The sequence below is a fragment of the Mycobacterium sp. SMC-11 genome (genome assembly GCF_046250095.1).
GTDB lineage: Bacteria > Actinomycetota > Actinomycetes > Mycobacteriales > Mycobacteriaceae > Mycobacterium > Mycobacterium heraklionense_A.
Genome location: NZ_CP176430.1, coordinates 2,009,698 through 2,029,215 on the forward strand (window position 1 = coordinate 2,009,698; position 19,518 = coordinate 2,029,215).

The window sequence follows — 19,518 nt, forward strand, 5'->3', positions numbered from 1 at the left end:
GGAAACTACCGGGCGACGATCACCGAGGAGCCGTGACCGAACAGGCCCTGGTTGGCGGTGACGCCCACCGTGGCGCCCTCGACCTGCCGGCCGGTGGCCTGACCGCGCAGCTGCCAGGTCAGCTCGCACACCTGGGCAATGGCCTGCGCCGGGATCGCTTCGCCGAAGCAGGCCAGCCCGCCGGACGGGTTCACCGGAACCCGGCCACCGATGGTGGTGGCGCCGCTGCGCAGCAGCTGCTCGCCTTCGCCCTTGGCGCACAGGCCCAGGTGCTCGTACCAGTCGATCTCCAGCGCGGTGGACAGGTCATAGACCTCGGCCAGGCTGACGTCCTCGGGGCCGATCCCGGCCTCGGCGTAGGCGGCGTCCAGGATCTGGTCCTTGAACACCCGTTCCGGGGCCGCCACCACGGCGGTGGAATCGGTTGCGATGTCCGGCAATTCGGGCAGGTGCTGCGGGTAGCGGGGGGTCACGGTGGACACCGCGCGCACCGACGGCACACCCTCGAGCGAACCCAGGTGCTTGCGGGCGAATTCCGCGCTGGCCACGATCAGCGCGGCCGCACCGTCGGAGGTGGCGCAGATGTCGAGCTGGCGCAGCGGGTCGGAGACCACCGGGCTGGCCAGCACGTCTTCGACCGCGGATTCCTTGCGGTAGCGGGCATTCGGGTTGCTCAGGCCGTGCCGGGAGTTCTTCACCTTCACCTGCGCGAAGTCCTCGGAGGTGGCGCCGTAGAGGTCCATCCGGCGGCGCGCCAGCAGCGCGAAGTACACCGGGTTCATCGCGCCGATCAGGTGGAAGCGCTGCCAGTCCGGGTCGTTCTTGCGCTCACCGCCGACCGGGGCGAACGCGCCCTTGGGGGTGGTGTCGGCGCCGATCACCAGCGCCACGTCGCAGAAGCCGGCCAGGATCTGGGCCCGAGCGCTCTGCAGCGCCTGCGATCCGGAGGCGCAGGCGGCGTAGGAGGATGACACCGGGACGCCGTTCCAGCCCAGCTTCTGGGCGAACGTCGAACCGGCGATGAAGCCCGGGTAGCCGTTGCGGATGGTGTCCGCGCCGGCGATGAACTGGATCTGCTGCGCGTTCAGGCCGGCGTCGGCCAGCGCGGCACGAGCGGCAACGACCCCGTACTCGGTGAAGTCGCGGCCCCACTTGCCCCACGGGTGCATGCCTGCACCCAGGATGTACAGCGGCTCAGGAGCACTCATGCGTCCACCTTCTTCCACGCGTAGACGGTGCGCGTCACGCCGTCCTCGTCGGTGTAGAGCGGCATGGTGGTCAGCTCCATCTCCATGCCGACCTTCAAGTCCGCGGCCAGGGTGCCCTCGACGACCTTGCCCAGCACGATCAGGCCCTCGTCGGCCAGCTCCACCGCGGCGATCGCGAACGGCTCGAACGGGTCGCTCGGCGGGTAAGGAGACGGCGGGAGGTACCGGTTCTCGGTGTAGCTCCAGATCTTGCCGCGCCGCGACAGCGCGACCGGCTCCAACACGTCGCCGTCGCAGGCGGGGTTGGGGCAGTTGTTCTCACGCGGCGGGAACACGTAGGTGCCGCACTGCGGACACTTGGCGCCGGTCAGGTGGGGGAGGCCGGCGTCGTCGGTGGCGAACCACCCGTCGATGGCCGGCTGCGAGGCTACATCTGGCACCCGGTCAGCGTACCCAACCGGAACGGCGAAACTGAAACGTGTTCTAAGTTCAGACCCGCGTCCGGTCCGCTCCGGTGTCGCGCCGGTAGGCGGCGGCCACCCGGGCCAGGCTGTCCGACCGCAGGATGGCCCCACTGCGGTGCATCTCGCGGTTGGCGGCCACCACCGCTGCGGTCGCTTCCCGGCGGTGCTCCTCATAGACCCGCAGGCCGGTGTCCGGATGCGCTGCCAGGCTGTCTGCCAGGGCGCGCGCGTCCAAGATGGCCTGCGATCCGCCGTTGGCGCCCACCGGATACATCGGGTGGGCCGCGTCGCCCAGCAGCGTCACGCGTCCGCGGCCCCACCACGGCAGCGGATCGCGGTCGACCATCGGATACTCCAGCGGGTCGGCGGTCCGGCCCACCAGGTCGGCGACGTCGAGCCAATCCAGCCGCCACCCTTCCAGGTGCGCAGCCACCCGCTCCGGATCGCATCGCTGATTCCAGCGGGCGGTGCCCGGAAGCGGCCCGGGTGGGGCTTCGGGCACCAGCAGCACCCAGTTGATCAGGCCCGAGCCGATCCGATAGATCACCAACTCGGTGCCGTCGTCGGCCTTGACGATCGCCATGGTCTGCCCGTCCAGGTACGGCTCTCCCGGAGCCGCGCCGCGCCACATCCGGACTCCCGAGCACCGCAGTTCGTCGCCGTCGGGGTGCAACTGGGCGCGCACCGCCGAATGAATCCCGTCGGCACCCACCAGGACGGCGCCCGCGAGTTCGTCATCACCCAGCTGCACCCGCACCGCGTCGCCGTCATCGACGAACCCGGTCACCCGCGATCCGGTGCGTACCGCGCCCGTCCCCAACCGCTCCCGCACGGCGTCGAGCAACAACAGCTGTAGGCCCCCGCGATGCACCGAGTACTGCGGGAATTCGTAGCCGCCCGCCAAGCCGCGCGGCTCGCGAAACAGTTCTCGGCCGCGAGTGTCGAAGTACGCCAGCGAGGTCGGTGCCATCGCCAGCGCCGACAGCTGCTCGCCCAGGCCCAGCGCGAACAGCTCGCGGACGGCGTGGGGCAGCAGGTTGATGCCGACACCCAGCGGCCGCAGCTCCCGCGCGCCTTCGACGACGGTGGCGGGGATCGCGTGGGCGTGCAGGGTCAGTGCGGTGGTCAATCCGCCAATGCCGGCTCCGGCGATCACAACGTCTGAATGGCTCATGACTTCAGCGTCGTGGCCCGAAAACTATAAGTCCAATATCTGTTTAGTCCAGAAACTATATTAATCGCTTATGGAATTGCGGCAGCTCGAATACTTCGTGGCGGTGGTCGAGGAAGCGAACTTCACCCGCGCGGCACAACGGGTGCACGTCGCGCAGCCGGCGGTCAGCGCCCAGATCGGGCGGCTGGAGCGAGAACTCGGCCAACGGCTGCTGGACCGCTCCCGCCGGAAAGTTCGTCCGACGGCGGCCGGCGCGGCGGTGCTGCCGTACGCCAAAGCCGCGTTGGCGGCAGTAGAGGATGTGCGGCTGGCCGCCGACGAGCTCAGTCAGCTGGTGCGCGGCACCGTCACGATCGGCACCGTCACCGCGCATCCCGTCGACGTGCCCGGGCTGCTCGCCGAGTTTCACGCCCAGTATCCGAACGTCGAAATCACCCTCAGCACAGCCAATTCCGATGAGCTGATCGAGGCGGTTCGCGGCGGCGACCTGGATCTGGCGATCGTCTCGGTCGGTCCCAGTGAGCAGCCCGCCGGCCTGGATATTGAGGTGGTCACCGATGAGCCCGTCGATGCGGCGGTGGGCCCGGCCGACGAGTTGGCCGGGCATGCCACGGTCAGCCTCGCGGAGTTGGCGCAGCGGCCGCTGATCACCCTGCCGGTCGGCACCGGCATCCGCCGCCAGCTCGACCAGGCCTGCGCGGCGGTCGGCGTCTCGCCACGGATCGCATTCGAGGCCAGCACTCCGCAGGCGCTGGCCGAACTCGCCGAGCGTGGACTCGGGGTCGCCATCCTGCCGCGCTCGATGGCCCGCGGCCGCCCGGGCCTGCACCCACTGCGGCTGACACCGGAGCTGCGGGGCCGGCTGGTGTTGGCCTGGCGTGCGTCGGGACCGCGCAGCCCCGCCACCCGGGTGCTCGTCGACAGGGCGCGGCAGTTACTGCGTGTCGGGACGGGTGCCTAGAGTTGGGGCCGTGAGTCAGACCAAACCGACGCTGCTGCTTCTCGACGGAAACTCGCTGGCGTACCGCGCGTTCTATGCCCTGCCCGCGGAGAACTTCAAGACCCGCAGCGGCCTGACCACCAACGCGGTCTACGGGTTCACCGCGATGCTGATCAACCTGCTGCGCGACGAGGCCCCCACCCACGTCGCCGCCGCGTTCGACGTGTCGCGGCAGACCTTCCGCTCCGAGCGCTTCCCGGAGTACAAGGCCACCCGGTCCTCGACACCCGATGAGTTCCGCGGCCAGATCGACATCACCAAGGAGGTGCTGGCCGCGCTGGGCATCACCACGCTGTCGGAACCCGGTTTTGAGGCCGACGACCTGATTGCCACGCTGGCCACCCAAGCCGACGCCGAGGGCTACCGGGTGCTGGTGGTCACCGGCGACCGCGACGCTCTGCAGCTGGTCAACGAGAACGTCACCGTGCTCTACCCCCGCAAGGGCGTCAGCGACCTGACCCGCTTCACCCCCGACGCGGTCGTCGAGAAGTACGGCCTGACCCCGGCGCAGTACCCGGACTTCGCGGCGTTGCGCGGCGACCCCAGCGACAACCTGCCGGGCATCCCCGGGGTGGGGGAGAAGACCGCCTCGAAGTGGATCACCGAATACGGCTCCCTGCAGGGGCTGGTGGACCAGGTCGACACCGTCAAGGGCAAGGTCGGAGATGCGTTGCGCGCCAACCTGTCCACCGTGATCCTCAACCGAGAGTTGACTGACCTGGTGCGCAACGTGCCGCTGGCCCAGACGCCGGACACCCTGCGGCTGGTGCCGTGGGACCGTGAACAGATCCATCAGCTCTTCGACGACCTCGAGTTCCGGGTGCTGCGCGACCGGCTGTTCGAGACGCTCGCCACCGCCGGCGGCGCGGTGCCCGAGGCCGAGGAGGGCTTCGAGATCCGCGGCGGTGCCCTGGAGCCAGGAACGGTGGCTTCCTGGCTGGCCGAACACGCCGCCGACGGACGCCGCACCGGGCTGGCCGTGATCGGCACCCACCGCAGCTTCGACAGCGACGCGACCGCGCTGGCCCTGGCTTCGGCGGACGGCGAAGGCGGCTACATCGACACCGCGACGCTCACCACCGACGACGATGCCGCGCTGGGCGCCTGGCTGGCCGACCCCGACAAGCCCAAGGCGCTACACGAGGCCAAGCTGGCCATCCACGACTTGGCCGGGCGCGGCTGGACTCTGGACGGCGTCACCTCTGACACCGCCCTGGCCGCCTACCTGGTGCGGCCCGGTCAGCGCAGCTTCAGCCTCGACGACCTCTCGGTGCGCTACCTGCGCCGGGAACTGCGCGCCGAATCCGATGAACAGCAACAGCTTTCGTTGCTGGATGACACCGAGGGCGTCGACGATCAGGCCGTGCAGACCGCGATCCTGCGGGCGCGTGCCGTCAACGACCTGGCCGATGCGCTGGATCTCGAACTGGCCCGTATCGACTCGTCCGGTCTGCTCGCCGACATTGAGCTGCCGTTGCAGCGGGTGCTGGCCGAGCTGGAGACCGCCGGGATCGGTGTCGACCTCGACCACCTGACCCAGCTGCAGAGCCGGTTCGGTGACCAGATCCGCGACGCCGCCGAGGCGGCCTACGCGGTGATCGGCAAGCAGATCAACCTCGGCTCGCCCAAGCAGCTGCAGGTGGTGCTCTTCGACGAGCTGGGCATGCCCAAGACCAAGAAGACCAAGACCGGCTACACCACCGACGCCGACGCGCTGCAGACCCTGTTCGACAAGACCGGCCATCCGTTCCTGGAGCACCTGCTGACCCACCGCGACGTCACCCGGCTGAAGGTGACGGTCGACGGATTGCTGAAATCGGTTGCCTCCGATGGCCGGATCCACACCACGCTGAATCAGACCATCGCGGCGACCGGCCGGCTGTCGTCCACCGATCCCAACCTGCAGAACATCCCTATCCGCACCGACGCCGGCCGGCAGATCCGGGACGGCTTCGTGGTCGGCGCGGGTTACCCCGAGCTGATGACGGTCGACTACAGCCAGATCGAGATGCGCATCATGGCGCATCTGTCGGCCGACGAGGGCCTCATCGAGGCGTTCAACACCGGCGAAGACCTGCACTCGTTCGTCGGGTCGCGGGCATTTTCGGTGCCCATCGACGAGGTGACGCCGGACATGCGTCGCCGCGTCAAGGCGATGTCTTACGGCCTGGCCTACGGGTTGAGCGCCTACGGGTTGGCCTCCCAGCTCAAGATCTCCACCGAAGAGGCCAAAGAACAGATGGACGCCTACTTCGACCGGTTCGGGCGAGTGCGCGATTACCTGCACGAGGTGGTCGAGCAGGCCCGCAAGGACGGCTACACCTCCACGGTGCTGGGCCGGCGGCGTTACCTGCCGGAACTGGACAGCAGCAACCGCCAGGTCCGGGAGTCCGCCGAGCGGGCCGCGCTCAACGCCCCGATCCAGGGCAGCGCGGCAGACATCATCAAGGTCGCGATGATCAACGTCGACCAGGCGTTGAAGGCCTCGGGGCTGCGGTCACGGATGCTGCTGCAGGTGCACGACGAATTGCTGTTTGAAGTGGCCGACGGCGAACGTGAGCCGCTGGAGGCGCTGGTGCGCGACAAGATGGGCAGCGCCTACGAGCTCAGCGTGCCGCTGGAGGTCGCGGTGGGGTACGGCCGGTCTTGGGACGCCGCCGCGCACTAGGCGTCGCCTCATCGGCGGTGGCCGGTGTCAGTGGAATCCTGTCTTGAGTCAAGAAGTTGGCAGGTTTGTTTGGGTGATCGGGTTCAGGTAGGCCTGCTGCGGGGTGCGGTCTTGGATGGCTTGGTGTGGCCGGATGGTGTTGTAGATGATGCGGAAGCGGTGGGCTTCCATGTCGAGTGCGTCGCCGTCGCCGATGTAGCCGCGGAAGAGGTGCTCGTATTTCAGGGTCCCGAAGAAGCGCTCGATGACACCGTTGGTCTGCGGTGCTTTGATTCGGGTGCGGATGTGGCGCAGTAGTGGATCGTGCCCGGTGAAGAGGCTTTGGAAGTCTTTGCCGCGGTAGCAGGGCCCGTTGTCGGAGACGACGGCGATGGGGGCGGGCATGTAGCCGATGACGTGGTCCTGGGTGTCGAGGACCGCCATCTGCCCGCGATCTAGCCGCAGGTCGGCCAGGTTCAGTACGCGGGCGGCTTCCTCGACCGCGAGTCGGATGCAGTGCACGGCGTCGACGCCGCGACCGGTGGGGGTGACGGTGATCGCCAGGCAGTACTTGGAGACGTAGTCGATCACGGCGCTGATCCGCCAGATCCCCCCGTGGGCTGTTTCGAACTCGGAGAAGTCGGTCTGCCAGACCCGGTTGCGCTCGGTCGGCGGATCGTGAAACACCTGTCGACGCAACGCGGCCCATGATTTGCGGTCGGCTCGGAAGCCTTGAGGCAGCAGCAGGCCGCGGCGTCGTAGCGCGCGTTGGACCGAGGAATTGGTGACCTCGTGGCCATCGGCACGCATTAAGGCGGCGATCTTGCGGTAGCCCCAGGCTGGCCAGGCTTCGGCGTATTTGGCGGCCAGGGCCTCAATACGGTCGACTTGAGGCGCCGGCCAGGGGCCTTTGGGTGGGTTACCGGCGCGCGTCCGAGCCAGGCGGCGTCGATAGGTCCGCTCCGGGATGCCGGCGAGCAAGGCGAACCTCGAAACCGGCAGTTGAGCTGCCTCTCTTAGGGCTTCGAGGTCCTGGAAGGGACCTGATTGATCAGCGCGGCGCCGCGCTGCCAGATCCGCAGTTGCACCGTCGCCTCAGCGAGCGCGAGCTTGAGTTCCTCGTTCTCGCGCCGGAGTCGGCGCTGTTCAGGGGTACCGGCCTGCCCTGGGGCTCCACCGGGCACTTCCTGCATCCGTTGAGCGCCGGCCTCAAGGAACTGATGCTTCCACTTCGTCACTTGGGTCGAGGACACCCCGCCCCGCCGGGCGGCCTCGGCACCGGTCATCTCCCCGGCCAGTACCGCCAGCACCAGCCGGGTTTTCTCCTCCGCAGGGATCTTCGTTCGTCGTGATCGGACCATGACCCACTCAACCTCCTCACGGCCGCGTTGTGAATAACGCGGCCCTGTCAGAAAGTTTGAGTCAGTGGAATCCGCTATAATCGAACGTATGTTCGAGCAGTCGCGGGTTCCGTCTCCGGAGTCGGTGGCGCGGCTTAGTGAGCTGTTTGAGCGGCGGTATCCGTCGGTGACGTCGGAGTCGGCGGCGTTGGTGGATCGGGTGTGTGTGTCGGCGCGGGCGGAGAATCGGGCGGCGGCGGCGCAGTTGGTGGCGATCGGGGAGTTGTTTGCGCTGCGGTTGAGTCGCTGTGGTGAGACCGAAGTGTGGGCGGTCGATACCGAGGCGGCGGTGGCTGCGGAGGTGGCGGCGGCGTTGCGGATCAGCCAAGGGCTGGCGGCTAGTCGGTTGCATTACGCGCGGGTGATGCGTGAGGAGTTGCCGCAGGTGGCCGAGGTGTTCAAGGCCGGCGATATCGATATGCGGTTGTTTCAGACGATCGTGTATCGCACCGGGTTGATCACCGACCGGCAGGTGCTGGCGGTCGTTGATGGGCAGTTGGCGGCGCAGGTGGGTCGGTGGCCGTCGCTGACCAGGAGTCGGTTGGCGGCAAAGATCGACAAGATCGTGGCCCAGGCCGATGCCGATGCGGTGCGCCGCCGCAAAGAACGCCAAGCCCAGCGTGAGGTCGGCTTCAGCGATCAAGAGGGTGGGCTCACCGAGATCTACGGCAGCCTGTTCACCACCGATGCCCGTGCACTGGACAAGGCGCTGGATGCGTTGGCCGCCACGGTGTGTGAGCACGATCCGCGCACGCGTGAGCAGCGGCGTGCCGATGCGATGGGGGCGTTGGCGGCCCGCGCCGATCGGCTGGGTTGTCGCTGCGGGCGCCCGGACTGCGCGGCGGGAGGCCGGGCGGCGGCCTCACCGGTGTTGATTCATGTGATCGCTGAGCGGGCCAGCGTCGATGGGACTGGGGTTGCGCCGGGCTCGTTGGTCGGGGCCGAGGGGTTGATCCCGCCGGAGGTGGTTGCTGAGCTCGCCCGATCGGCCCGGTTGGTGTCGTTGGTGCATCCCGGCGATGCTCCGCCGGAGCCGGGGTATGTGCCGTCGAAGGCGTTGGCGGATTTTGTGCGGTGCCGGGATATGACGTGTCGTTGGCCCGGTTGTGACCGCCCGGCGCTCGACTGCGATCTGGACCATACGATTGCCTACGGTGACGGTGGGCCCACGCATGCGTCGAATCTCAAATGTTATTGCCGCACCCATCATTTGGTGAAGACGTTTTGGGGGTGGCGAGATCAGCAGTTGCCCGATGGCACGGTGATCCTGACGTCGCCGTCGGGGTGCACTTACGTCACCACCCCGGGCAGTTCGTGGCTGTTCCCGCACTTGTGCGTGCCCACCGGGGACCTGCCGACACCGCGACAGCGCGTCGATGACCGCTGTGGTGAGCGCACCGCGATGATGCCCCGCCGACGGCGCACCCGCGCCCAACACCGCGCGGCCCGTATCGCTACCGAACGCAACCAGAACCATAAAGCCCGCGAAGCGCGACACGCTGCATTCGACGCCGTCTGGTTCCCCAAAGCCACCTCCACCGCAGACGACGACCCACCACCCTTCTAACGGCCGTCACGAGCCGCGGTTCAGGATTCGGGTCGCGTCCTGAACGATCTGCGCCACGATGGCACCCGCGGGCGCCACGTCGTGGATAAGGCCGACGGCCTCGCCGATCAGGATGTGCGCAATGTCGAAGTCCGCTGCGGCGAGCCCGGCTTCAAAGGCGGCGATGGCCGCGGGCAGATTGGCCAGCAAGTGGCCCTCGTCGCCGTGCCAGCTCTGCAGGAACGTGTTGCGCAGCGCCCGTTCGTCGTAGTGGGCGGGCCAATCGAGTTGTCGCACAAGGTCGTACACGCGGGTGCGGACGGTGTCCTCGCCGCTGGCTTCAATGGCTCGCTGGTGCGCGTTCGGTGACACGAGTGCCTCGCTGGCGGCCCAGAACCGCGTACCGATGAGAACGCCGTCGGCGCCGAGCGCCAGTGCCGCGGCCACCCCGCGCCCGTCGCCGATCCCGCCCGCGGCCACCACGAACGTTTCCGGGGAGCGCTCGGCCACCAGGTCCACGACGGCCGGGACAAACGTCATGGTCGAGCGGCGCGACATTCCGTGGCCACCGGCCTCGGCGCCTTGGGCCACGATCACGTTCGCGCCCGCCCGCAGCGCCGCCTGCGCCTGGTCCAGGGTCTGCACCTGGCAGATCAGCGGAACGCCCGCATCGCGGATGTCTCCGGCGAACGTCTCGGGATCACCGAAGGACAGCATGATCGCCGCCGGGTTCCGGTCGAGTGCGACAGCGAGAGCCTCCGGCGCGCGGGCCAGGCTCCAGGTGATGAATCCGCAGCCGACGCGCGCTTCGCCCGCGGCATCGAATTCGCGCTGCACCCAGTCAGGGTCGCCATAACCCCCGCCGAGCAGACCGAGCCCACCGGCATGGGTGACGGCCGCGGCGAGCCGGCCGCCGGATGCCTGCGCCATCGGCGCCAGCACGATCGGGTGCTCGATACCGAAGTAGTCGGTGAGGCGATTGCGCAGCGACATCGCGATGCCTCCCGGAGATCAGCGCCGCACCGGCAGGGGAGAGTGATACCCGGCCATCGTGTAGAGCACCGGCGCAGCCGTGCGGGCGGCGACCACCCCGTAGGCGTCCTCCTGCTGCACCGCGAACACCTCGGGATCACCGAAACCCCGGTCGATGCGATCCCGGATGAACGCCAGCTGGACCACCTGCACGGCGAAGTTCTTGACCGCCTTGCCGGCGGGCCGGCCACCGATGCGGGTGGCCTCACGGATCGCGAGCTTGCGGCTGCGGATCGAGCCCAGCCAGGTCGCCTCGTTGGCGCTGATCAGGCCGCCGGCCACCATGCCGGGCAGCTTGCTGGCAACCAGCTGCTGCTCATGCCGGCGGCTCAACATCCCCAGTAGCACCATCAGCAGGAACACCGGAACCAGCCAGAACACGTAGGTCACCAGGAAGAGCCGCCCGCCGCCCATCGCCAGCGAGGCGTTCCACGAGGCGTGCATCGCGACCGCGGCCAGGTAGCCGATCAGGATCACGATGGCCTTCGACCAGAATCCGTGGCGGCGCAGCGCGAAGAACACTCCGATTCCGGTCATCGTGGTGAACAGCGGGTGGGCGAACGGACCGAAGATCAGCCGGGCGATGGCCACCGCGGCCATCTGGGCCGGTGACTCGGCCGGCGCGATGTAGACGATGTCCTCCATCCAGGCGAAACCCACCGCCACGACGCCCGCGTACACCATGCAGTCGGTCAGCGAGTTCAGCGCCAGCCGTCGGCGCCCGGTCAACATGACCAGCAGGAACAGGCCTTTCGCGGCCTCCTCGATGAACGGCGCCTGGATGGCCGCCATGTCGAAGGCCTTCGACACCAGCGGCCGTACCGTGGCGACCGAGGACCCGAAGGTCTCCAGCCCGACCGCCAGCACCACCGCCACCGATGCGCCCCACAAGAACGCCAGTTGCAGCAGTCGGCGCGGCTCGGGCTCCCAGCGGTCCAGCCAGCGATAGCACAACAGCACCACCAGCATCGACATGCTCGCCAGTACCAGCGCTGTCAGGGTTCCGCTCGGGTTAGCCGCGGTGAACAGCAGCAACAGGAACACGGTGAGGACGGCGAGCAGGACGATCACAATGAGCGGCGCTCCGACCCTTCGCCGGTTCCGCATCTGAGGCATAGCGAGGGAGCGTAGCCACCGGTTTGTCCAGCGTGCAACGCGTCGAGTAGCCTCAACAGGTAGTCCTCGACTAGTCCTAGACCAGATCGCGGGCGACCGCATGCGCAGCATGCGTGAGAACAGCTGAGTCCCTACTACGCCAAAATGTCCGGAGCAACCCAACACATGCCAAGTCCCACCGTCACCTCGCCGCAAGTAGCCGTCAACGACATCGGCTCGGCCGAGGACTTTCTCGCCGCCATCGACAAAACGATCAAGTACTTCGACGATGGCGACATCGTCGAGGGGACGATCGTCAAGGTTGACCGGGACGAGGTCCTGCTCGACATCGGTTATAAGACCGAAGGGGTCATCCCCTCCCGCGAACTGTCCATCAAGCACGACGTCGACCCCCACGAGGTGGTGTCCGTCGGTGATGAGGTCGAGGCCCTGGTCCTGACCAAAGAGGACAAAGAGGGTCGTCTGATCCTGTCCAAGAAGCGCGCCCAGTACGAGCGCGCCTGGGGCACGATCGAAGAGCTCAAGGAGAAGGACGAGGCCGTCAAGGGCACCGTCATCGAGGTCGTCAAGGGCGGCCTGATCCTCGACATCGGCCTGCGCGGCTTCCTGCCGGCCTCGCTGGTGGAGATGCGCCGGGTCCGCGACCTGCAGCCCTACATCGGCAAAGAGATCGAAGCCAAGATCATCGAGCTCGACAAGAACCGCAACAACGTGGTGCTGTCCCGTCGTGCCTGGCTGGAGCAGACCCAGTCCGAGGTGCGCAGCGAGTTCCTCAACCAGCTGCAGAAGGGCGCCGTCCGCAAGGGTGTCGTCTCCTCGATCGTCAACTTCGGCGCCTTCGTCGACCTGGGCGGCGTGGACGGCCTGGTGCACGTCTCCGAGCTGTCCTGGAAGCACATCGACCACCCGTCCGAGGTCGTTCAGGTGGGCGACGAGGTCACCGTCGAGGTGCTCGACGTCGACATGGACCGCGAGCGGGTTTCGCTGTCGCTCAAGGCCACTCAGGAAGACCCGTGGCGCCACTTCGCCCGCACCCACGCGATCGGTCAGATCGTCCCGGGCAAGGTCACCAAGCTGGTGCCGTTCGGTGCGTTCGTCCGTGTCGAGGAGGGCATCGAGGGCTTGGTGCACATCTCCGAGCTGGCTGAGCACCACGTCGAGGTCCCGGACCAGGTGGTCGCGGTTGGCGACGACGCCATGGTCAAGGTCATCGACATCGACCTGGACCGCCGCCGGATCTCGCTGAGCCTCAAGCAGGCCAACGAGGACTACACCGAGGAGTTCGACCCCTCGAAGTACGGCATGGCCGACAGCTACGACGAGCAGGGCAACTACATCTTCCCCGAGGGCTTCGACGCCGAGACCAACGAGTGGATCGAAGGTTTCGACAAGCAGCGCACCGAGTGGGAGGCCCGCTACGCCGAGGCCGAGCGTCGTCACAAGATGCACACCGCGCAGATGGAGAAGTTCGCCGCTGCCGAGCACGCCGAGCCGCGCTCGGGTGCCAACGGTTCGCACCGCGACGAGGCTCCGGCCGGTGGTTCGCTGGCCAGCGACGAGCAGCTCGCTGCCCTGCGTGAGAAGCTCGCCGGTAACAGCGCCTAAATCGCGCCCAAGCGGGCTGAAGGGGCGCAGATGCTGCGTATCGGTCTGACCGGCGGTATCGGCGCCGGTAAGTCGACGGTGTCGGCTACCTTCAGCCGCCACGGTGGCGTCATCGTTGACGGTGACGTCATCGCCCGTGAAGTTGTGGAGCCCGGTACCGAAGGCCTCGCCAAATTGGTCGAGGCCTTCGGGCCGGGCATCCTGCTTCCGGACGGAGCTTTGGACCGTCCGGCGCTGGCCGCGATCGCATTCAGTGACGACGACAAGCGGGCCACGCTCAACGGCATCGTGCATCCGCTGGTGGCGCAACGCCGTTCGGAGCTGATCGCCGCGGCCGGGACGGATGCGGTGATCGTCGAGGACATTCCGCTGCTGGTCGAGTCGCAGATGGCACCGCTGTTCCCGCTGGTGGTCGTGGTGCACGCCGAAGTGGAGACTCGGGTGGCCCGGCTGACCGAGATTCGCGGCATGTCCGAGGCAGACGCCCGGGCCCGGATCGCCGCGCAGGCCACCGAGCCGCAACGGCGCGACGTCGCCGATGTCTGGCTGGACAACTCCGGAAGCCCGGATGACCTGGCCGCCAAAGCACTTGAGCTGTGGGAGCAGCGGATCCTGCCGTTCGCGCACAATCTCACCAACCGCCGGGCAGTACCGTCTTCGACACGGCTGGTGCCGGCCGACCCGACCTGGCCGGACCAGGCGCAGCGCATCTTGGCCCGACTGCGTACCACCTGTGGTCACCGGGCGATCCGCCTCGATCACATCGGGTCAACCTCGGTGTCCGGACTGGACGCCAAAGACGTTATCGACGTGCAGATCACGGTCGAATCCCTGGCGGTGGCGGACGAACTGGCCGAGGCATTGCTGGCTGCCGGATACCCGCGGTTGGAGACGATCACCGCCGACAGCGGCAAGCCCGATGCCCGCAGCACCGTCGCCGAGTTCGATCACAGCGATGACCCGGCGTTGTGGCAGAAGCGGTTTCACGCCTCCGCCGACCCGGGGCGGGCCACCAACGTCCACATCCGGGTCGCGGGCTGGCCCAATCAGCAGTTCGCCCTGCTGTTTCCGGCGTGGCTGTCCGCTGATGCCGAGGCTCGGGCCGACTATCTGGCGATCAAGCGCGCCGCCGAACGCGCGGCCGCCGACGGCGACATCGACGCGTACTGCGACGTCAAGGAACCGTGGTTCGACACCGCTTATCGGCGGGCGTGGGCCTGGGCCTGGGCCGACGACACCGGGTGGCGTCCCTAGGAGACAGCTGATCAGGCCATGCTGCTGATCAGCGCGCCGCACAACATCGCGCCGGTGTGGGGGTCATTGGTGTTGCCCCAGGTATTGACGAAGCGCTCGCTCTTGACCGTGGTGACGTCATCGACCTTGATTTCGCAATGCACGGTCGCGGTGGTCGGGAAACGCAGCCGGATCACCATGCCGGCCTTGCTGGGGTCGGCCATCACGGTATTGGCCTCGAACGGGGTTCCGAACGCATCGAGGTCCGCGCTGGCGGTCTCGGTGTCGTTGCGCATGAAGGTGACCACGTTGCCGCTGGACCAGGCGTCGACCTTCGCGATGTAGGTCACGTTGTGCAGTTCGTCGGCGGCGGCCGCCGGAGCGGGGATCAGCTGACCGCACCCGAGCACGGCTGCGGTGGTGGCAGCGGCGACACCGATTCGCAGTTTGGCGTTCATAGCAGCGGAGTTTAGCGCGGTCGGGGCAATGCCCCTCGGGCATAGCGTGCGTCACAGTCCGCGCGGCCGAGAGATCGGAATCACAAAATTTGCATGGCACGCAAAGTTTGCATTGTGTGCAATGATTTCCGAGTGGATGCGCCGCAGGTCAGCTCGCTGAGGGAACGCCGGCGGCGCGAAACCGAAGCGGCGATCCATCGCGCGGCGGTCGAGTTGATCGCCGAGCAGGGCTACGACGCGGTGACGGTGCCGATGATCAGCGAGCGCGCGGGTGTCTGTGTACGTACCTTCTTCAACTATTTCCCGAACAAGGAAACGTCGGTGGTGCTGCCGTTCCCGCCGTTCGACCCGGAGCTCAGCGCCGTGGTGCGGAATGGGCCGGGCGCAGAGCGCCTGATGGCCGACGTGGCCGAACTGGTGATCAACCACATCGAGGTCCACACCGAGAACTCGGTCGGCCTCACCACGCTGCTGCGGATGATCTGCGAGATCCCGGAGCTGCTCCGGTTACACACCGCCGAATTGGCCGAGCTGGAAACGCAGCTGGTCGAGCTGATCGCCCAGCGACTCCAGTCGCCCAGCGACGATCGGCGCGTCGAAGTCGTCGCCAGCGCGGTGATGGCGACGGCGAACACCGGCATCCAGCGCTGGTCGCGCGACCCGGAGGCCGGCTCGTTGTCGGACGAAGTCCGGCGCTGTGTGAGCCTGCTGGAACCCCTGCAACACCTTTAGAGCCCTTGGGCCTAACGCGAAAGCGAAAGGGAAAGAACATTTTTGACTTCGTGAAGCGCGCCTGGATTCCGATGGTCGTGGTCCTGGTGGCGGCGCTGGCAGGGTTTGCGGGTTTTCGTATCCATGCGGTGATGGCGCCCAAACCCGCGTCCACCGCCTTCATCGACGAGTCCAGACCCGTGATCCCCAAAGACGTCATCTATGAAGTGTTCGGACCCGAGGGGACGGTTGGCCAGGTGAACTACCTTGACGAGAACTCACAGCCGCAGCGTGCCGATTTCACGACCTTGCCGTGGTCGTTCACCATCTCCACCAAGCTGACGTCCATCTTCGCCAACGTGGTCGCCCAGGGCGACAGCAGCTCCATCGGCTGCCGCATCACCGTCAACGGCGAGGTGCGTGACGAACAGACCGTCGACACCCATAACGCCCAGGTCTTCTGTCTGGTGAAGTCGGCATGAGCGACGTGAGCACGCCCACCGACACCGTCACGCATTCCCGCGTCGCAAGGTTCATTCACCGCGTACCGCTGCTGGTCGTGGTGGCGTGGCTGGCGCTCACCGTCGTCGTCAACGTCGTTGTGCCGCAGCTCGAAGAGGTCGGCAAGGCACACTCAGTGTCCTTGGCGGCCAAGGACGCCCAGTCCTACCAGGCGATCAAGAAGCAGGGCGCCAACTTCGAGCAGTTCGACTCCGACAGCATGGTGATGGTCCTGCTGGAGGGCGACGAACCGCTCGGCGAGCAGGCGCGCACCTACTACCACGGCTTGGTGGAGAAGCTGCGTGCCGACACCGAGCACGTCGAATACGTGCAGGACTTCTGGGGCGACCGGATCACCGCCGGCGGCGCCCAGAGCATGGACGACAAGGCCGCCTACGTGCAGCTGAACCTGGTCGGCGACCAGGGCACCACCACCGGCAAGGAATCGGTGCAGTCGGTGCGCGACATCGTCGACGGCAGCTCGCCGCCGCCCGGCCTGCACGTCTATGTGACCGGTCAGGCCGCCCTGACGATGGACATGAACGACGCCGGCGACGAGAGCATGCTCAAGATGACGGCGATCACCTTCGTGGTGATCACGGTCATGCTGCTGATGATCTACCGCTCGATCGCAACGGTCCTGCTGATCTTGTTCACGGTCTTCGTCGAACTGGGTGCCGCGCGCGGGATCGTGGCCGTTCTGGGCCACTTCGAGATCATGGGGCTGTCCACGTTCGCGGTGAGCCTGTTGACCTCATTGGCGATCGCGGCCGGGACCGACTACGCGATCTTCTTCATCGGCCGTTATCAGGAGGCCAGGGCGGCGGGCCAAGACCGCATCACCGCGTACTTCACCACCTACCACAGTGTTTCGCATGTGGTGTTGGGCTCGGGTCTGACGATCGCCGGCGCCACGTTCTGCCTGAAATTCACCCGGCTGCCGTACTTCGCATCCATGGGTGTGCCGTGTGCGGTCGGCATGCTGGTCGTGGTCGCCGCGGCGATGACGATCACCCCCGCGGTTCTGCTGCTGGGCACTCGATTCGGCCTGCTGGAGTCCAAGCGGAAACTCTCGGCGCGGGGCTGGCGCCGGATCGGGACCGCGATCGTGCGGTGGCCCGGGCCGATCTTCGTGGTGACCATGATCGTCGCCCTGATCGGGATCGGCGTGCTGCCGTCGTACTCGGTGAACTACAACGACCAGTACTACATCCCCAAGAGCCTGCCGTCGATTCAGGGCTATGAGGCGTCGTATCGACACTTCTCCAAGGCTCGGATGAACCCCGACATCGTGCTCGTCGAGACCGACCAGGACCTGCGGACGCCGGGCAACATGCTGGTACTGGATCGGATCGCGAAGAACATCTTCCGACTGGACGGAATCGACAAGGTACAGAGCATCACTCGGCCGCTGGGGGCACCGATCGACCACAGCTCGGTGCCGTTTCAGCTGAGCATGCAGTCGGTGCCCATCACCGAGAACCTCGACTATCTCAAGGGCCGGATGGCCGACATGCTGCATATGACCGATCAGCTCGGTTCGATGATCGAGATCATGGAGCGCATGCACGCTCTGATGTCGGAGCAGGCCGGAGTCACCCACGACATGGTGGGCCACACCACCGAGATGAAGCAGGTCACCGATGAAATGCGGGACCACATGGCTGATTTCGACGACTTCTGGCGTCCGATGCGCAACTACTTCTACTGGGAGCCGCACTGCTCCGGCATCCCGATGTGCTGGTCGTTGCGGTCGATCTTCGACGGGCTCGACGGGGTCGACAATCTCAGCGACAAGATGACGGCGATGCTGGGCGACCTGGAGCACATGGACACCCTGATGCCGCAGATGGTGTCGCAGCTCCCGCCGATGATCGCCATTTCCAAGGACATCCGCGAAACGATGCTGACGATGTACAGCACGTTCAACGGGATGATCAACCAGATGGCGCGGATGACCGACACCGCGACCGTCATGGGGCAGGCCTTCGACGCTGCGAAGAACGACGACTTCTTCTACCTGCCGCCGGAAGCCTTCGACAACGCCGACTTCCAGAAGGGCCTCAAGTTGATGGTCTCGCCGGACGGGAAGTCCGCGCAGATCATCGTCACCCACGAGGGCGACCCGGCCGGCAACGCGGCGCTGTCCAAGACCGAGGAGGAGCTGACCGCGGCCAAGGCGGCGATCAAGGGCACTCCGCTACAGGGAGCCCGGGTCTACATCGGCGGCACGGCGCCGACCTATCACGACATCGGCGAGTTCCTGCGATACGACATGATGCTGGCGGTGATGGCATCCCTGTGCCTGATCATGATCATCATGCTGGTGCTGACCCGCAGCCTCGTGGCGGCCGCGGTGATCGTCGGAACGATCGCGGTCTCCCTAGGCTCGTCGTTCGGGCTGTCGGTGCTGATCTGGCAGCACATCCTCGGCCTGCAACTGCACTGGTTCGTGCTGCCGTTCACCGTGATCATCCTGTTGGCGGTGGGATCGGACTACAACCTGCTCCTGGTATCCCGATTCAAGGAAGAACTCGGCGCCGGGATGAATACCGCGATCATCCGCGGCGTCGGGGGATCGGGCAGCGTGGCCACCCAGGCGGGCCTGGTGTTCGCGTTCACCATGGGCGCGATGATCAGCAGTGACCTGGTCTCGATCGGTCAGTCCGGGACCGCGATCTGCCTGGGTCTGCTGTTCGACACCTTCATCATCCGGGCGTTCATGACGCCGTCGATCGCGGCGCTGCTGGGCCGCTGGTTCTGGTGGCCGATCAAGGTGCTGCCCACCTCATCGCTCACCCGCAACCGGCCGGCTATGACCGACCGTGGGGCCGAACCTGGGGCCGACGACCCGGCGACTACCGAGATCCCGGTGGTGACCCCCTAAGCCCGTCGCTGACCGGCCAGGTCACCGGCATGCCTTGGCCGGCCAGCCATCGGTGCAGGTCGTAGCCGTTGCGGGCCAGGCCGTCGACGGCGGCCACCGCGCGCAGCACCGCATGTTCGGCGTCGTGCTGACTCAGCAGGCCTTCGGCGACGGCGGCCATCAGCTCGTCGGTGTCGGCGAGCTCGACGCCGGATGCGGTGCGGACCACCAGATCCAGGTAGTGGTCCCGGGAGTGCCAGCGTTCCGGTCCGGCCGTGTACTCGCCGACGTCGAGGTAAAAGTCCTGGTCGCGTTCATACCCGGGGCTGAAGTGGAAGACGGTCGCACGCAGGCCCAGCGACGGCAGCAGCCAGGACTCCAGGTAGTGGAATTGGGCCCGGCCCGGGGTGGGGCGGGCCAGGTAGAGGCCCCACGGGTGCACCGTGTAGACGTCGACGTCGCGCACCACCCCTTTCGGGTCGGTGTTGGTGTAGCCGCGTAGGTCGAAGGTCTCTTCCTTGGGTGGATGCACCGCTGGCCGCCTCTCGCTGTCGGCC

17 protein-coding genes are annotated in these 19,518 nt (G+C 67.0%); 8 read left to right on the plus strand and 9 right to left on the minus strand.

The window, feature by feature from the left end; translation table 11 throughout:
* Positions 1–5: 5 nt before the first annotated feature.
* From ACKY0X_RS09385 to ACKY0X_RS09395, 3 genes are read right to left on the minus strand one after another with little or no spacing between them, the layout of a single operon-like run.
* A complete protein-coding gene (locus ACKY0X_RS09385; RefSeq protein WP_409429210.1) occupies positions 6–1,208 on the minus strand; it encodes a lipid-transfer protein in 1,203 nt (400 codons plus the stop codon).
* Positions 1,205–1,648 carry a Zn-ribbon domain-containing OB-fold protein gene (locus ACKY0X_RS09390; RefSeq protein WP_065042208.1) on the minus strand — a complete coding sequence of 148 codons (444 nt, stop codon included), beginning with the start codon at positions 1,646–1,648 and terminating at the stop codon, positions 1,205–1,207. The genes ACKY0X_RS09385 and ACKY0X_RS09390 overlap by 4 nt, the downstream gene beginning before the upstream one ends.
* A 49-nt stretch (positions 1,649–1,697) precedes the next feature.
* Positions 1,698–2,846, minus strand: coding sequence for an FAD-dependent monooxygenase (locus ACKY0X_RS09395; RefSeq protein WP_409429211.1), 1,149 nt, complete (start codon positions 2,844–2,846; stop codon positions 1,698–1,700).
* 70 nt (positions 2,847–2,916) lie between these two features.
* Here ACKY0X_RS09395 and ACKY0X_RS09400 point away from each other — a divergent pair, with 70 nt between their 5' ends.
* Both ACKY0X_RS09400 and polA read left to right on the plus strand, forming a co-directional pair.
* Positions 2,917–3,807 carry a LysR family transcriptional regulator gene (locus ACKY0X_RS09400; RefSeq protein WP_409429212.1) on the plus strand — a complete coding sequence of 297 codons (891 nt, stop codon included), beginning with the start codon at positions 2,917–2,919 and terminating at the stop codon, positions 3,805–3,807.
* The gene (gene polA / locus ACKY0X_RS09405; RefSeq protein ID WP_409429213.1) at positions 3,800–6,514 is read left to right on the plus strand and encodes a DNA polymerase I; all 2,715 of its coding nucleotides are present in this window, start codon (positions 3,800–3,802) and stop codon (positions 6,512–6,514) included. The genes ACKY0X_RS09400 and polA overlap by 8 nt, the downstream gene beginning before the upstream one ends.
* Positions 6,515–6,562: 48 nt before the next feature.
* Here the strand turns inward: polA and ACKY0X_RS09410 are convergent, their stop codons facing one another.
* On the minus strand, positions 6,563–7,474 hold the full coding sequence (locus tag ACKY0X_RS09410) for a transposase (protein ID WP_409428474.1): 912 nt from the start codon (positions 7,472–7,474) through the stop codon (positions 6,563–6,565).
* Between the two features lie 35 nt (positions 7,475–7,509).
* Positions 7,510–7,854, minus strand: coding sequence for a transposase (locus ACKY0X_RS09415; protein ID WP_085266571.1), 345 nt, complete (start codon positions 7,852–7,854; stop codon positions 7,510–7,512).
* Between the two features lie 88 nt (positions 7,855–7,942).
* Between ACKY0X_RS09415 and ACKY0X_RS09420 the strand changes: the two genes are divergently transcribed.
* Entirely contained in the window at positions 7,943–9,460 is a 1,518-nt protein-coding gene (locus ACKY0X_RS09420; RefSeq protein WP_409429214.1) for an HNH endonuclease signature motif containing protein, read from the plus strand.
* 6 nt (positions 9,461–9,466) lie between these two features.
* Here ACKY0X_RS09420 and ACKY0X_RS09425 read toward each other — a convergent pair whose 3' ends face one another.
* Both ACKY0X_RS09425 and ACKY0X_RS09430 read right to left on the minus strand, forming a co-directional pair.
* Positions 9,467–10,432: an NAD(P)H-dependent flavin oxidoreductase gene (locus ACKY0X_RS09425; RefSeq protein ID WP_409429215.1), complete on the minus strand. Its 966-nt coding sequence runs from the start codon at positions 10,430–10,432 to the stop codon at positions 9,467–9,469.
* An 18-nt stretch (positions 10,433–10,450) separates the two neighbouring features.
* Positions 10,451–11,578, minus strand: coding sequence for a PrsW family intramembrane metalloprotease (locus ACKY0X_RS09430; protein WP_409429567.1), 1,128 nt, complete (start codon positions 11,576–11,578; stop codon positions 10,451–10,453).
* 174 nt (positions 11,579–11,752) lie between these two features.
* On the opposite strand from ACKY0X_RS09430, the gene rpsA reads away from it, so the two are divergent.
* Together rpsA and coaE are read left to right on the plus strand one after the other, a co-directional pair.
* Positions 11,753–13,192 carry a 30S ribosomal protein S1 gene (rpsA, locus tag ACKY0X_RS09435; protein WP_409429216.1) on the plus strand — a complete coding sequence of 480 codons (1,440 nt, stop codon included), beginning with the start codon at positions 11,753–11,755 and terminating at the stop codon, positions 13,190–13,192.
* A gap of 30 nt (positions 13,193–13,222) precedes the next feature.
* Entirely contained in the window at positions 13,223–14,446 is a 1,224-nt protein-coding gene (gene coaE, locus ACKY0X_RS09440) for a dephospho-CoA kinase (RefSeq protein ID WP_409429217.1), read from the plus strand.
* Between the two features lie 11 nt (positions 14,447–14,457).
* On the opposite strand, the gene ACKY0X_RS09445 is transcribed toward coaE, so the two are convergent.
* Positions 14,458–14,883 (minus strand): hypothetical protein, encoded by a 426-nt coding sequence (locus tag ACKY0X_RS09445; RefSeq protein ID WP_065039566.1) that lies wholly within the window; start codon positions 14,881–14,883, stop codon positions 14,458–14,460.
* 132 nt (positions 14,884–15,015) lie between these two features.
* On the opposite strand from ACKY0X_RS09445, the gene ACKY0X_RS09450 reads away from it, so the two are divergent.
* The 3 genes from ACKY0X_RS09450 (at position 15,016) to ACKY0X_RS09460 (ending at position 18,982) form a co-directional block, all read left to right on the plus strand.
* Complete coding sequence (locus ACKY0X_RS09450; protein WP_409429218.1) at positions 15,016–15,615, plus strand: TetR family transcriptional regulator; 600 nt, start codon at positions 15,016–15,018, stop codon at positions 15,613–15,615.
* 71 nt (positions 15,616–15,686) lie between these two features.
* On the plus strand, positions 15,687–16,076 hold the full coding sequence (locus tag ACKY0X_RS09455) for an MmpS family transport accessory protein (RefSeq protein WP_065039591.1): 390 nt from the start codon (positions 15,687–15,689) through the stop codon (positions 16,074–16,076).
* The gene (locus tag ACKY0X_RS09460) at positions 16,073–18,982 is read left to right on the plus strand and encodes an RND family transporter (RefSeq protein ID WP_409429219.1); all 2,910 of its coding nucleotides are present in this window, start codon (positions 16,073–16,075) and stop codon (positions 18,980–18,982) included. Before ACKY0X_RS09455 ends, ACKY0X_RS09460 begins: the two co-directional genes overlap by 4 nt.
* Here the strand turns inward: ACKY0X_RS09460 and ACKY0X_RS09465 are convergent.
* Positions 18,954–19,493, minus strand: a complete 540-nt coding sequence (locus ACKY0X_RS09465) for a DUF402 domain-containing protein (protein WP_409429220.1) — start codon at positions 19,491–19,493, stop codon at positions 18,954–18,956. The two genes, ACKY0X_RS09460 and ACKY0X_RS09465, sit on opposite strands and share 29 nt — an antisense overlap.
* Positions 19,494–19,518 lie beyond the last annotated feature (25 nt).